Below are 13,983 nucleotides of genomic sequence, written 5' to 3' on the forward strand. Positions count from 1 at the left end.
CTTAACCCAAATCTTGACACCCTCACTCCTAAACCAGGAACCCGATCCCCGGCCCGGCATCCAAGCCTCCCGCCCTCCTCCTCGAACGGCCGCGCAGTCTAACAAATTACAAATGCCCGTCAAGACCCAACAGCAACGGTACGCTCAAGCTCAAACTCAAACAACAGAGCCTTCAAATAAGACGAACCTTGGCAAAACGCCGCTTACCAACCTGATAGATATGCTCCGCACCTGCCGCGCAGGTCAGTTGAGGATCCTCGATCCGTTCGCTGTCGAGCCGAACCGCGCCTTGTCGGATCATCCGGATGGCCTCCGAAGTGCTGGCCACAAGCCCCGCGTCCCTGAGGAGATTCGCGATCGGCAACACGCCGCCCTCTCCGCAAGCCAAGTCCACCTCTGGGATATCGTCCGGCATTGCCCCTCGCTGGAATCGAGCCACGAAGGCCTCGCGCGCCTTCATGGCCTGAGCCGCTCCATGGAAGCGGGTCACGAGTTCGATCCCCAACTCGAATTTGATGTCACGCGGATTCGCTCCGTCACGAACGGCGTCTTTCCACGCCAGGATCTCGGGCATCCCACGGAAGCTCAACAGCTCGAAATAGCGCCACATGAGGTCATCCGACACGGACATCAGTTTGCCGAACATCTCATCGGGGGGATCCGCGATCCCGATGTAATTACCCAGTGATTTCGACATCTTCTGCACCCCGTCGAGCCCTTCCAGAATGGGCAGGGTGATGACGACCTGAGGCTCCTGGCCGTAGGCCTCCTGGAGTTGGCGCCCCACGAGAAGGTTGAATTTCTGGTCCGTGCCACCGAGCTCGACATCCGCCTTCAGGGCGACCGAGTCGTACCCCTGGATCATCGGATAGAGGAACTCGTGAATGGCGATCGGCTGACCCGACTTGTAGCGTTTCGAGAAATCGTCACGCTCCAGCATTCGGGCCACGGTATGCCGCGCGGCCAACTGCACGAGCCCCGCCGCGCCGAGCCGGTCCAGCCATTCCGAATTGAAGACGATCCGGGTCTTCTCGGGGTCGAGGATGCGAAACACCTGATCCTGGTAGGTCGCGGCGTTTTGCTGGATTTCCTCCCGCGAAAGGGGTTTGCGCGTCGCGCTCTTGCCTGTCGGATCGCCGATCATCCCGGTGAAATCACCGATCAGGAACAGAATCTCATGGCCAAGCTCTTGAAATTGCCGAAGCTTATTGATGAGAACCGTGTGCCCAAGATGGAGATCCGGCGCCGTGGGGTCGAACCCCGCCTTGATCCGCAAGGGGCGCCCCTGCTTGAGCTTCCCGCGCAAGGACTCTTCCAGCAGGATTTCTTCAGTACCGCGCCGAATGAGCGCGAGTGATTGCTCGAGTGAATCCATAATCGATCCGTGGGTCGAATAGTCGCAACAGGCGCCCTAGCGCAAAGGGCGAGAGGGTACGACGGGTGATCACGAGAGACAAGAAGCGGGAACCGACAGTGGCGGCGGGAGGGAAGAGCCTTGTTCGGTCACTGGGTTGCGACTACACTAGGAAGCCACGGAAGCACCTTGTTATTTATTGATATTACAGGAATTTATGATTCGCGATCACAAGTTTCAACGCACCGAGTGGACACTTCGCAAGAAGCGCCGCGTCAATCGGCGGGTACTTGTCCGGGCTTTCGCGCTCCTGGCTGCGGCTGGAATCGGCTATGCCCTGTTCGCGCAACTCGGCCATCGGCTGGCCAAGCCCACTCAGAGCCCGGAGACAAGCTCAAGCTCGCATGTCATCCCGCTCAAGCTTCCACCGAGCCGCCCAGGCACGCCGGACCTTCCGGCGGAAAAATGAGGATCCGCGCCAGCGGATTTGATCGGCCTCGGCCAACCATCAGGCCGAAAATGACGACCCACAGCCGCAAGTGGTCGAAGCGTTAGGGTTCCTAATGACAAATTGCGCGCCTTGCAGTCCTTCCGAATAGTCGATTTCCGCGCCCATCAGATACTGCATGCTCATGGCGTCGACGAGCAGCTTGACGCCATCGGTCACGATCTCGGTATCGCCGTCCTGGATTTCCTCGTCGAACGTGAATCCGTATTGGAAGCCCGAACAGCCTCCACCCTGGATATAGACGCGCAGCATCAGCCCAGGGTTGCCCTCCTCCTGGATCAGCTCCGCCACCTTCGAGGCGGCGGACGTGGTAAAGACAAGGGACGTTTCGACATTCGCTTCGACATTCATACTGGGATTCATCCTCGGTTCTTCATGCGATTCTTGGACATGCGTCTGTTTTGATAAATGTTCAAGCGGCAGGCCGAAGTCGCGTGGCGGCATCAAGGATCAATCGAGGACAGCCCCCCAGGGAAAGGAGACGGAGGTAGGCAACAAACGCTCGGTTCGTGGTTTGATGTCGACGACGATGGAAATCGGATCGAAGTCATGGGGAAGCACGAAAGCCCCCTGACAGTTCTGGAAGTGTTCGAAATCCATCCTCAAGGCATCCGGCTGGGCCTCTGGTAATTCACTCAGGGTCAGAGTGACCACGGCATCGCCCCGTCGACCCTCGATGCTCAACAGAACCTCGCCCGTGGATCGCCCGAAACCTTGGATCAACTGCATGATGGTGAAGTCGTAACGATACTCGCGCGGAGCCTCGCCATCGACCAGACGCATGTCATACACCTGTACCGCGCCCTCGCTTCCCCCTTGTACCAAACGCTTCAGATAGTTCAGCTCCCGGTTGCGTTCGAGACGGGCATCCTGAGCCTCCTTGATCTGCTCTTTCAGCAGCCTGCTGGCCTCCCGATCGATCCGCAGAGTGCGATCCAGGATGAGACGCTGTCGCTCCGACTCGGCCAGCAAGGTTTTCAGCCGATCGCGCTCATGCAGAAGCTGAACGCGCAAGGAGTCCGAGGCCGCCGGCCCATTGCCCGAGGCTGGCGCCTCTTTCCCCAACTCGAAGCCAAGTAAAAAAACCGCCGCCAGGGTGAGACTAAGGACACCGATGGCCAGTAAGCGATACGCAAGCCGCCGCGGGGAATCGGACATAGGCGGTCGATCAAGGCAGCATCGCCACCGCCTCCAGCCCAACCGACTCGTCGACACCGAACATCAGATTCATGTTCTGCACCGCCTGCCCCGCCGCCCCCTTGACCAGATTGTCGATCACCGACTGGACGATCACCACGTCGCGCCCCTGGCGCGACACGGCGATTCGACAGAGATTCGCCCCGCGCACGGAGCGGGTGTCCGGATGGCCGCCCGGCATCAGATCGACGAATGGCTCGCCACCATAACGCGCGCTGAACAGAGCATCGAGATCGACCCCGACATCCGTCAGGCGAGCGTAAAGCGTCGCCTCGATCCCGCGGATCATGGGCACCAGATGGGGAACGAAGGTCAGGTTCGCGTCGACGCCCGCGAACATCATGAGGTTTTGCGTGATTTCGGGGGCATGACGATGGCCGCTGACCGAATAGGCCTTGAAGCTCTCGCCGACCTCGGCCATCAAGAGTCCAGTCGTGGCCTTGCGGCCCGCGCCGCTCACGCCGGATTTGGCATCGGCGATCAACCAGGCGGGATCCACGGCGCCCCCTTCCAGAAGCGGTAGGAAACCCAGGGTCACGGCCGTGGGGTAACAGCCAGGATTGGCAATGAGTCGCGCGCTGGGGATCGAGGCGCGATTCAGCTCGGGCAGACCGTATACGGCCTGCGCGAGCCAGTCCGGGCAGAGGTGTGGCATCCCGTACCATTGCTCCCACAGCACCGGATCCTTCAGGCGAAAGTCGGCCGCCAGGTCGATGACGCGCGTCCCGCGCTCCAGAAGCTCGGGCGCCGCCCTCATCGCCGTGCCATTCGGCGTCGCGAAGAAGACCAGATCGCACTCGGCGAGCGCACCGGCGTCCGGCTCGGTGAAGCGCAGATCAAGATGACCGCGCAGGTGCGGAAACATCTCGGCCACCGGCTGACCGGCCTCGGTCCGAGACGTGATCACCGCGACCGTCGCGCCTGGGTGACGAGCCAGAATCCTCAGGAGCTCAGCCCCCGTGTACCCGGTTCCTCCAACGATTCCAACCCGAATCATGCCGACAAGGCTCCTCAAGCCAATGGGCGACGGATGGTCACCCTATCCCAACCGCCCCGCTCTCGCGCCACGGAAATCCGAGCTGCGACCTAGACCTAGGAGGAGCAGCCACCGCCCGACGACGATCCACAACTTCCACAACCCCCACCGACTTGCGGCAGGTTATTGAAAATAAAGGTTGCGTTCCCGTCTCCCTGATCGACGAAATCGATCTCGACGCCACGCAGATATTCGAGCGTCCCATCGTCGACGACGACCTTGAAGCCGTCGAAAGCAAGGACGCCATCGTCCTCGTTGATGACGTCAGTGAAGGTCATGCCAAAGCTGACGCCGCTGCATCCACCGGCGGTCGCGAAGACACGGACGCCCCGTACATTGTCATCGACCTGCTGGAACAGATCGCTCATCTTTACCTGAGCCGGCTGGGTCAGTGTCAATTCCGCCTCGGTGATCGCTACGGACATGGGTCAAGTCCTCTCGAATACATGGAATACGCGCAAAAAATCAGCGCCGGAGCGTAGCAGAAAGCCGCCCGGATATTCCAGCGTAAAATACAAGGTTAGGAAGTAAGGCGCGCCTCCGCGCCCAGCATCGCCAGATGGCGCTCGGCATCGACCAGATGCCGTCCCCAATGCTGTTCGTAACCCGTCGCCAAGGCGGCGATCGCGTACTCGGGGTCCAGCTCGAAGAGGCGTAGACCCTGCTTGAGTTCGCAGTAGATGTCGGTGAGGTCATCGGCCAAACTGCCGGTCATGGCGCCGACACCCTCGGCGACACGATCGAACTCCAGCCAGTAGGAGTCGCGATCGGCAAGCAAGCCGCGCAAGTGGCTGAACAGCTCGAAGCGGGCGTCCAGATCCACCACGTCGAGCTGATCGGCGAAGCAAAGATTGGCGACATCCAGGGAGGAAATACCGGCATGCAACCGCGGAAGCAACTCGGCCACGCCCCTAAGCCAGAGGCCTTGCGCACTCGAGCAGGAATCGATGAGGTGACAGTAGCGTCTCGCGAGCGAGACGATTTCGGTGTGAAGTCCAGGCTCCAGGTCCCGGGCGGAAAATGTCATGGCGTCCATGCGTGGGAGTGTAGCCGAGAAAATGCGTTTTGACCGAGGCAAGTCGATGCGCCAGGTCACGGCACGCTAAATCAAACGATCGCCATGTCGAAGTCGTCTTTTCCGACGCCGCACTCGGGACACTTCCAGTCAGAGGACACGTCTTCCCATTTGGTGCCTGGCGCGATACCGTCCTCCGGCCAACCTTTTGATTCGTCGTAAATCAATCCGCAAACGAGACATTGATAGGTGTTCATGCTACAGCTCCATCATGGGCAGGGCTGGGAGACGATCGCCTTCCGCCGTTCAAGATTCGAGTCCAAGCCCGATATTCATGAGATAAAAAATCGGGCTTTGACCAGGCATTTCAACCCGATGAAGGCTCAAGCGCAATGACGCACTCGACAACCACAGGCGACGCCACAGCAAGATGAACGGGACATCCGAGCGACCCATGGTGCTCTGCGTTGGCGGCCACGACCCAAGCGGCGGCGCCGGTATTCTGGCGGACGCGGAAGCGATCCAGGCGGCCCGCGCCTTTCCGCTGACCGTGATCAGCGCGCTCACGGAACAGGACAGTTGCGGCCTGAGCCATATCCATCCGCAACCGGCGCGGCAAGTCGCGTCGCAATGCCGACGGATCATCGCCGACAGCCCGCCAGCGGCCATCAAGATCGGACTGCTCGGCAGCGTCGGGATCGCGGGGGTGCTGACCGATCTCATCGACCAGACCCCAGGCATCCCGGTCGTTCTGGATCCCGTCCTGGCGACGGGCGCCGGACAAAGCGTCGTGGACGCGACGCTGCTGAATCATGTGCGCGAGCAACTCATCCAGCGATGCACCCTCATCACCCCGAACCTCCCGGAGGCGCGTACCCTGACCGACGCCGAGGCGCCGGACGCTTGCGCCGCGCGTCTTCGCGCCTCGGGGGCGCGCTGGGTTCTGGTGACCGGAACCCATGACGAAACCGACGCGGTAACCAACCGGCTCCATGGACCCGACGGCTATCGGCGCGACTGGGACTGGCCGCGACTGCCGGGGCAATATCACGGCTCCGGCTGCACCCTGGCCAGCGCCATCGCGGCACGGCTGGCCTGGGGGATGGGAATGGAGGACGCGGTCGCCTCCGCGCAGGCCTACACCTGGAAAAGCCTCAAGCTCGCCTTTCGCACCGGACGTTGCCAGATGACGCCTAACCGGCTCCACGACCTCCCGCCACCAGAGCCTTCCCGATGAATCCACGCCTGCACGGCCTCTACGCCATCACGCCCGAGGTCTCCCACCACCCGGCGCCACTGGTCGAGCAGGTCGCGGAGGCCATCCGCGGCGGCGCCCGTCTCATCCAGTACCGGGACAAGGGGGCCGGCGACAAGGAGCGCCGCCGACAGGCCGAGGCCCTCCTGACCCTCTGCCGCGCGTCCGGCGTCCCGCTCATCATCAATGACGATCTGGAACTCGCCGCCGAACTGGAGGCCGATGGCGTTCATCTCGGACGCCATGACCCGGACCCTCGGGACGCCCGCGAGCGGCTCGGCGACGCGGCCATCATCGGCGTCTCCTGCTACGACCAGCTCGCGCTGGCCGAGGCCGCCCAGTCCGCCGGCGCCGACTATGTCGCCTTCGGCAGCTTCTTTCCCTCGCCGACCAAACCCCAGGCCGCGAGGCCGGAACCTACGCTGCTGACCCTGGCTCGCGAGCGCCTAGAGCTCCCGCTGGTTGCGATCGGCGGAATCACATCACAAAATGGCGGATTATTGATTTCAGCGGGCGCGCGCATGCTGGCGGTCGTCACCGGCGTCTTCGCCCAGCCCGACATCAGTGCCGCGGCCCGCGTCTACACCAACCTTTTTCCTCAGGAGACCGTTTAAATGAGCCGATCCCACGACCTCTTCGAAGCCGCCCAGCGTCACATCCCCGGCGGCGTCAATTCGCCGGTGCGGGCGTTTCGCGGGGTGGGCGGCGACCCGGTGTTCTTCGAGAGCGCCGCCGGTCCCTACGCCTTCGACGCCGATGGCCGGCGTTATGTCGACTATGTCGGCTCCTGGGGTCCGATGATCCTGGGCCACGCCCACCCGGAGGTGCTGGCCGCCGTGCGCGAGCGTCTCGACAAGGGTCTGTCCTTCGGCGCGCCCACCGAGCTTGAGACCACCATGGCCGACCAGGTCTGCGCGCTGGTCCCGAGCATGGACATGGTGCGTATGGTCAGCTCCGGCACCGAGGCGACCATGAGCGCGCTGCGCCTGGCGCGCGGCTTCACCGGGCGCGACAAGATCGTGAAATTCGAGGGTTGCTATCACGGGCATGCCGACTCGCTGCTGGTCAAGGCCGGCTCCGGCGCCCTGACCTTCGGCGAGCCCAGCTCGCCCGGCGTCCCGGCGGCGCTCGCCGAGCTGACCATCACCCTGCGCTACAACGACATCGCGCAGGTGCGCGCGACCTTCGCCGAGGTCGGCGCGGAGATCGCCTGCATCATCGTCGAGCCGGTCGCCGGCAACATGAATTGCATCCCGCCCGTACCAGGCTTCCTGGAGGGACTGCGCGAGGTCTGCGACCAGTACGGATCCGTGCTGATCTTCGACGAGGTCATGACCGGCTTCCGCGTCGCCCTCGGCTGCGCCCAGGGGCTCTATGGCATCACGCCGGACCTGACCGCGCTCGGCAAGGTCATCGGCGGCGGCATGCCGGTCGGCGCCTTCGGTGGAAAGCGAGAGATCATGTCCAAGCTCTCGCCGCTCGGCCCGGTCTATCAGGCCGGCACCCTGTCCGGCAACCCCATCGCCATGGCCGCCGGGCTCAAGACCCTGGAGCTGATCTCCGCGCCCGGTTTCCATGACCAACTGACCGCCAAGACCAAGACCCTGCTCGACGGACTGCAAGCGCGCGCCGATGCCGCTGGCATTCCCTTCAGCACCAATCAGGTCGGCGGCATGTTCGGGCTTTTCTTCACCACTGAGCGGGTGACGAATTACGAGCAGGCGACCCAATGCAACCAGGAGCAGTTCAAGGCGTTCTTCCACGGCATGCTGGAGCGCGGCGTCTATCTGGCACCCTCGGCCTTCGAGGCCGGCTTCGTCTCCATCATGCATGAAGACGCGCACATCCAAGCGACCCTGGACGCGGCAGCGGAGACCTTCGCGGTGATCGCGAAGGGCTGAACGGAGGATCCGGAACCCTGACGGAGCAATGCGTCGAATAGTCAGGATTTAGAAGATTGTCCAGGATTGATGGGATTTTCAGGAGGCTTTTGCCTATTCTGCCGGGGCTGCGTCAAAGACAGCCCCGGACCCCGCCGAATCCAGGTGAACATCCGACCCTGGTCAACCGGGATCATCAGGACAGCGAGAGATTCGTCGCGAAGGGAGACGCCCGACACTCATGGCGACAGGCGGATCGGAATTCGACGGCACCGACGCAGCCAGCATCGAAACGCCAGATGGCCTTCCGAAGGCCGCGACCTCACCACCGGAGAAGAACAACATGGGCTACCAAAGCGTCTACGACCGCTCGATGAACGATCCTTCCGCCTTCTGGGCCGAGGCGGCGGAGCTGATCGACTGGAACCAACCCTGGGAGCGGGTACTGGACGACACCAACCCACCCTTCTACCGCTGGTTCAGCGGCGCCCGGCTCAACACCTGTTATAACGCGGTCGACCGCCATGTCATCGCCGGGCGCGGCGATCAAGCCGCCATCATTCACGACAGCCCGGTCACGGACTCCAAGACCGTCATCACCTACGCCCAATTGCAGGATCAGACCGCGCGCTTCGCCGGAGCGCTCAAGGCGCTTGGCGTCGAGAAGGGCGACCGGGTCATCATCTACATGCCCATGGTGCCCGAGGCGGTCGTCGCCATGCTCGGCTGCGCGCGCATCGGCGCCATCCATTCGGTCGTCTTCGGCGGCTTCTCCTCGCGCGAGCTCGCCACCCGCATCGACGACGCCAAACCCAAGGTCATGGTCGCCGGCTCCTGCGGAATCGAGCCCAATCGGGTCGTTCACTACAAGCCCCTGCTCGACTCCGCCATCACCCTGGCCGAGCACAAACCGGAGCACTGCCTCATCCTGCAACGCCCGCAAGAGCCGGGCTCGCTGGTCGCCGGCCGCGACCTGAGCTGGACCGAGGCGCTGGCCGAGGCCGAGCCGGCGGACTGCGTCTCGGTCGCCGCCACCGACCCGCTCTACATCCTCTATACCTCCGGCACCACCGGCCAGCCCAAGGGCGTGGTGCGCGACAACGGCGGACACGCCGTCGCCATGGCCTGGAGCATGGCCAACCTCTACAACGTCCAACCCGGCGAGGTCTTCTGGGCCGCCTCGGATGTCGGCTGGGTCGTCGGCCATTCCTACATCGTCTACGCGCCGCTGCTGGCCGGCTGCACCACCATCGTCTATGAAGGCAAGCCCGTGGGCACGCCGGACCCCGGCGCCTTCTGGCGGGTGATCCAGGAACACAAGGTCTCGGTGCTCTTCACCGCGCCGACCGCCTTCCGCGCCATCAAGCGCGAGGATCCGACCGCCGAGCATCTGAAGCGCTACGATCTCAGCGGTTTCCGCACCCTGTTCCTGGCCGGCGAACGCTGCGATCCGGCCACCCTGAACTGGGCCGAACAGATCCTCGGCGTCCCGGTCATCGACCACTGGTGGCAGACCGAGACCGGCTGGGGGATCGCCGCCAACTGTCTGGGCATCGAGCCGCTACCGGTCAAGCCGGGCTCGCCGACTCGCGCCGTACCCGGCTACGACATCCAAGTGCTCGACGACACGGGCGAGCCGGTCCAGCCCGGCGACATCGGGCGCATCATGATCCGCCTGCCACTCCCCCCCGGCTGTCTCAGCACCCTATGGGGCAACGACGCGCGGTTCATCCAGTCCTATCTGTCCACTCAGCCCGGCTATTATCTGACCGGCGACGCGGGTTATATGGACGAGGACGGCTATCTCTTCGTCATGAGCCGCATCGACGACGTCATCAATGTCGCCGGTCACCGCCTGTCCACGGGGAGCATGGAGGGGGTTCTGGCCGCCCATCCGGATGTGGCCGAGTGCGCCGTCATCGGCGCCGCCGACCAGCTCAAGGGCGAGCTGCCACTGGGGCTGGTGGTGCTCAAATCGGGCGTCACGCGGGCGTCGGAGATCATCATCAAGGAACTGGTGACACTGGTGCGCGATGAGATCGGCCCGGTGGCGGCCTTTAAGACCGTCGTCGTCGTCGAGCGCCTGCCCAAGACCCGTTCCGGCAAGATCCTGCGCGGCACCATGAAGTCGATCGCCGACGGCAAGGATTACCGCCTGCCCGCCACCATCGACGACCCAACCATCCTTGACGAAATCCAGACGGCGCTGGCCTCCATCGGCTACGCCAGACACGCCTGACGCTCTCCCCGTCCCTCGCCAACAAGCGCGGAATCCGGTCGGGCGACCGGATCCCGTCCCCAGCGGCTAGAACCGAAGAATCCCGGCCTCGATCAGACCCGCCAGGATCAGATAGATACCGATGACGTAACTCAGAATGGCCGGCTTGAGCAGGATGATCAGGCCCGCCACGATGGAGATCACCGTCATGGGTCGAATCGTCTGGCCGTAATAGACATGCATGACCCCCAAGGCGCCGACGATGAGCAGATAGGTGGCGACCGCGTAGTTCAGGACGCGCGGTACCAGCAGCACCACGACCCCGGCGACGATCGCGACCACGGCCTGAACCGGCCAATCCCGTAGCAGGTTTGGGATATCCATCCGAGCACTCCTGTCGACAAAGTGGATACTGTCCAGGTCGGCGGCGGAGCGTGCTCGCCACCACCAGGCCGACCAGTGAATCAAACCATTTTTATCGCTCGGATCCAATTCGAGTAAGGAAGACATCCAACACCCCAGCCGCGCCCCCAGGCAGGTCAAGGCCCCGCCAGAAGCCACTGCATAAAAAAATATTGTCGACAATCAATCTTGACATCATCCTTGAATCGGCTATTTTATCGGTACAAACCGATTTTATGTCGACACTTCAACCATGTCAGTTGCCGCCGAAACCATCAGCGAAGCCGCCGAGACCATTGCCGACCGAGTCTTCGATCAGCTCCGACAGGCGATCGTGGAAGGCGCGATCCCGCCCGGCAGCAAGATCAGCGAGCCGGTGCTGGCGGCGCGCTACGGCATTAGCCGCGGCCCCTTGCGCGAGGCGATGCGACGGCTGGAGTCCAGCAGCCTGGTGGAACGCAAGGCCAACGTCGGCGCGCGCGTGATCAAGCTCACCAGCGAGCAACTGCTCGAAATCTATGTCATCCGCGAGGCGCTGGAGGGCATGGCGGCCAGGCTCGCGGCGGATCGGATGTCCGACGCGGCCATCGCGGACCTCAAGGGACTGCTGGAACGCCATCGCAGCGATGTCGCCCATGAGGAATGGCAGGCCTACTTCCAGAAGGAAGGAGATCTGGATTTCCATTTCCGCATCGTTCAGGGCAGCGGCAACCGGCGTCTGACCGATATCCTCTGCAACGATCTCTATCACCTGGCACGCATGTACCGGTGCCAGTTCGGGATGAAGAGCGACCGGGCGCGCGATGCGCTCAAGGAACACGAACTGGTGGTGGATGCCATCGCCGAGCGTGACGGCGAGTTGGCCGAATGGTTGATGCGTCGACACATTCGGATCTCGCGCAAGGCGACCGAGCGACGGCTCGCGGCGATGAGCGCGAAAGTCGTCGCCAGCCTTTGAGGATTCCCAGGTTTCAGGCCCAACCGCTCGCGGGCGCGCGGGCTCCACACACGAGAAGCACACCATGACCGATACATCGACCCCCGGCGCCAAGCTGCGCCTCGCCGTCCAGCAAGAGCGCCCCCTGCAGGTCGTGGGCACGATCAACGCCTATCATGCCCGCATGGCCGAGCGCACCGGTTACCGCGCGCTCTACCTGTCCGGCGGCGGTGTCGCGGCGGGCTCCTACGGCATCCCGGACCTGGGCATGACCAGCCTGGACAATGTGCTGGAGGACGTGACCCGCATCACCTACGCCTCGGATCTACCCCTGTTGGTCGATGCCGATACCGGCTGGGGCAGCGCCTTCAACATCGCCCGCACGGTCAAGCAACTGATCCGCGCCGGCGCGGCCGGCTGTCACATCGAGGATCAGGTCGCGGCCAAGCGCTGCGGTCATCGTCCCGGCAAGGCGGTCGTCTCCAAGTCCGAGATGGTCGACCGCGTCAAGGCCGCCGTGGACGCCCGCACCGATGATTTCGTCATCATGGCCCGCACCGACGCCCTGGCGGTGGAAGGCATGGACGCCGCCATCGAGCGCGCCCTGGCCTGTGTCGAGGCCGGCGCGGACATGATCTTCCCGGAAGCCATGACCGAACTGGCCCAATACGAACGCTTCACGGCGGTCGTCAAGGTGCCGGTGCTGGCCAACATCACCGAGTTCGGCGCCACGCCGCTGTTCACCACCACCGAGCTTGGTCATGTCGGGGTGTCGCTGGTGCTCTATCCGCTGTCGGCCTTCCGCGCCATGAACAAGGCCGCGCTCAACGTCTATCAGGCGATCCGCCGCGACCGCACCCAGGCCAATGTGGTCGATACCATGCAGACCCGCATGGAGCTTTACGATTATCTGAACTACCACAGCTTCGAGCAGAAGCTCGATGAGCTGTTCGCGCAAGGCAAAGCCGACGAATAATCCAGACAATACGAGGAGAGGAAACGATGGCCGAGAACCAAGAACAGCAGTTGCCCAAGCCGAAGAAATCCGTCGCGCTGTCCGGCACCGTCGCCGGCAATACGTCCATCTGCACGGTCGGACGCACCGGCAACGATCTGCACTATCGGGGCTATGACATCCTGGACTTCGCCGACCAGGCCGAGTTCGAGGAGATCGCGCACCTGCTGATCCACGAGCGTCTGCCCACCCGCACCGAGCTGGCCGCCTATAAGCGCAAGCTCAAGGCCATGCGCGGCCTGCCGGCGGCCATGAAGACGGCCCTGGAGCAAATTCCAGCCTCCTCCGCCCACCCGATGGACGTGATGCGCACCGGCTGTTCGCTGCTCGGCACCCTGGAGCCGGAGAAAGACAGCATGCCGGTCGCCGCCGCCCGCGAGATCGGAGACCGTCTGATCGCCTGTTTCGGCTCCATGCTCCTTTACTGGTATCACTTCGCCCATCACGGCCGGCGCATCGAGGTCGAGACCGATGACGAGACGGTCGGCGGTCACTTCCTGCACCTGCTGCACGGCGAGACGCCGTCCGAGGAGTGGGTGCGCGCCATGCACACCTCGCTCATCCTTTATGCCGAACACGAGTTCAACGCCTCGACCTTCACCGCGCGGGTGATCGCGGGCACCAACTCGGACATGTACTCAGCCATCGCGGGGGCCACCGGCGCCCTGCGCGGTCCCAAGCATGGCGGCGCCAACGAGGCCGCCTGCGAGATCCAGGAGCGTTACGCCAGCGCCGACGAGGCCGAGGCGGACATCCGCGAGCGGGTCGCCCGCAAGGAGATCATCATCGGCTTCGGCCACCCGGTCTACACCATCTCCGATCCGCGCAACGAGGTCATCAAGTCGGTCGCTAGACGACTGTCCGAGTCCAACGAGAGCCTGGGGATGTTCGAGGTCGCCGAGCGGCTCGAAAGCGTCATGTGGGATCAAAAGAAGATGTTCCCCAATCTCGACTGGTTCTCGGCCGTGTCCTACGCCCAGATGGGCGTGCCGACCCCACTGTTCACGCCCATCTTCGTCATCTCGCGCACCGCCGGCTGGGTCGCGCACGTCATCGAGCAGCGTCAGGACGGCAAGATCATCCGCCCGAGCGCGAACTATGTCGGCGTCGAAAACCTGCCCTGGGTGCCGATCGAGCAGCGTTAAACCGCGCCCAGAGCGGTGGGC

At 63.4% G+C, this 13,983-nt stretch carries 16 protein-coding genes; 8 read left to right on the top strand and 8 right to left on the bottom strand.

The window, feature by feature from the left end:
• Positions 1–172: 172 nt before the first annotated feature.
• Positions 173–1,375, bottom strand: a complete 1,203-nt coding sequence (gene tyrS, locus CKO27_RS15520; protein WP_200375819.1) for a tyrosine--tRNA ligase — start codon at positions 1,373–1,375, stop codon at positions 173–175.
• 196 nt (positions 1,376–1,571) lie between these two features.
• Here tyrS and CKO27_RS15525 point away from each other — a divergent pair, with 196 nt between their 5' ends.
• A complete protein-coding gene (locus CKO27_RS15525) occupies positions 1,572–1,823 on the top strand; it encodes a hypothetical protein (RefSeq protein ID WP_200375820.1) in 252 nt (83 codons plus the stop codon).
• 39 nt (positions 1,824–1,862) lie between these two features.
• On the opposite strand, the gene erpA is transcribed toward CKO27_RS15525, so the two are convergent.
• The 6 genes from erpA to CKO27_RS15555 all read right to left on the bottom strand — a co-directional run bounded on the left by erpA (position 1,863) and on the right by CKO27_RS15555 (position 5,367).
• The gene (erpA, locus tag CKO27_RS15530) at positions 1,863–2,213 is read right to left on the bottom strand and encodes an iron-sulfur cluster insertion protein ErpA (RefSeq protein WP_200375862.1); all 351 of its coding nucleotides are present in this window, start codon (positions 2,211–2,213) and stop codon (positions 1,863–1,865) included.
• Positions 2,214–2,312: 99 nt separating this feature from the next.
• Positions 2,313–3,020, bottom strand: a complete 708-nt coding sequence (locus CKO27_RS15535; protein WP_200375821.1) for a DUF6776 family protein — start codon at positions 3,018–3,020, stop codon at positions 2,313–2,315.
• 10 nt (positions 3,021–3,030) lie between these two features.
• The gene (gene argC / locus CKO27_RS15540; protein ID WP_200375822.1) at positions 3,031–4,056 is read right to left on the bottom strand and encodes an N-acetyl-gamma-glutamyl-phosphate reductase; all 1,026 of its coding nucleotides are present in this window, start codon (positions 4,054–4,056) and stop codon (positions 3,031–3,033) included.
• A 95-nt stretch (positions 4,057–4,151) separates the two neighbouring features.
• On the bottom strand, positions 4,152–4,520 hold the full coding sequence (locus tag CKO27_RS15545; protein ID WP_200375823.1) for a HesB/IscA family protein: 369 nt from the start codon (positions 4,518–4,520) through the stop codon (positions 4,152–4,154).
• 95 nt (positions 4,521–4,615) lie between these two features.
• Positions 4,616–5,122, bottom strand: coding sequence for a DUF5063 domain-containing protein (locus CKO27_RS15550; RefSeq protein WP_242470944.1), 507 nt, complete (start codon positions 5,120–5,122; stop codon positions 4,616–4,618).
• An 80-nt stretch (positions 5,123–5,202) separates the two neighbouring features.
• Complete coding sequence (locus tag CKO27_RS15555; RefSeq protein WP_200375825.1) at positions 5,203–5,367, bottom strand: rubredoxin; 165 nt, start codon at positions 5,365–5,367, stop codon at positions 5,203–5,205.
• 173 nt (positions 5,368–5,540) lie between these two features.
• On the opposite strand from CKO27_RS15555, the gene thiD reads away from it, so the two are divergent.
• The 4 genes from thiD (at position 5,541) to CKO27_RS15575 (ending at position 10,484) form a co-directional block, all read left to right on the top strand.
• Entirely contained in the window at positions 5,541–6,347 is an 807-nt protein-coding gene (thiD, locus tag CKO27_RS15560) for a bifunctional hydroxymethylpyrimidine kinase/phosphomethylpyrimidine kinase (protein WP_200375826.1), read from the top strand.
• Positions 6,344–6,979 carry a thiamine phosphate synthase gene (gene thiE / locus CKO27_RS15565; RefSeq protein WP_200375827.1) on the top strand — a complete coding sequence of 212 codons (636 nt, stop codon included), beginning with the start codon at positions 6,344–6,346 and terminating at the stop codon, positions 6,977–6,979. The genes thiD and thiE overlap by 4 nt, the downstream gene beginning before the upstream one ends.
• Positions 6,980–8,266, top strand: coding sequence for a glutamate-1-semialdehyde 2,1-aminomutase (gene hemL, locus CKO27_RS15570; RefSeq protein ID WP_200375828.1), 1,287 nt, complete (start codon positions 6,980–6,982; stop codon positions 8,264–8,266).
• 322 nt (positions 8,267–8,588) lie between these two features.
• A complete protein-coding gene (locus CKO27_RS15575) occupies positions 8,589–10,484 on the top strand; it encodes a propionyl-CoA synthetase (RefSeq protein ID WP_200375863.1) in 1,896 nt (631 codons plus the stop codon).
• 66 nt (positions 10,485–10,550) lie between these two features.
• Here the strand turns inward: CKO27_RS15575 and CKO27_RS15580 are convergent, their stop codons facing one another.
• Positions 10,551–10,847 carry a DUF3096 domain-containing protein gene (locus CKO27_RS15580; protein WP_200375829.1) on the bottom strand — a complete coding sequence of 99 codons (297 nt, stop codon included), beginning with the start codon at positions 10,845–10,847 and terminating at the stop codon, positions 10,551–10,553.
• Positions 10,848–11,118: 271 nt separating this feature from the next.
• Here CKO27_RS15580 and CKO27_RS15585 point away from each other — a divergent pair, with 271 nt between their 5' ends.
• From CKO27_RS15585 to prpC, 3 genes are all read left to right on the top strand, one after another.
• Positions 11,119–11,823, top strand: coding sequence for a GntR family transcriptional regulator (locus CKO27_RS15585; protein ID WP_200375830.1), 705 nt, complete (start codon positions 11,119–11,121; stop codon positions 11,821–11,823).
• 64 nt (positions 11,824–11,887) lie between these two features.
• Positions 11,888–12,778, top strand: a complete 891-nt coding sequence (gene prpB / locus CKO27_RS15590; protein WP_200375831.1) for a methylisocitrate lyase — start codon at positions 11,888–11,890, stop codon at positions 12,776–12,778.
• 26 nt (positions 12,779–12,804) lie between these two features.
• Positions 12,805–13,962 carry a bifunctional 2-methylcitrate synthase/citrate synthase gene (gene prpC, locus CKO27_RS15595; RefSeq protein ID WP_200375832.1) on the top strand — a complete coding sequence of 386 codons (1,158 nt, stop codon included), beginning with the start codon at positions 12,805–12,807 and terminating at the stop codon, positions 13,960–13,962.
• Positions 13,963–13,983: the final 21 nt, after the last annotated feature.

It is taken from the genome of Thiocystis violacea (assembly GCF_016583575.1).
In the GTDB taxonomy this organism is placed as follows: Bacteria; Pseudomonadota; Gammaproteobacteria; order Chromatiales; family Chromatiaceae; genus Thiocystis; species Thiocystis violacea.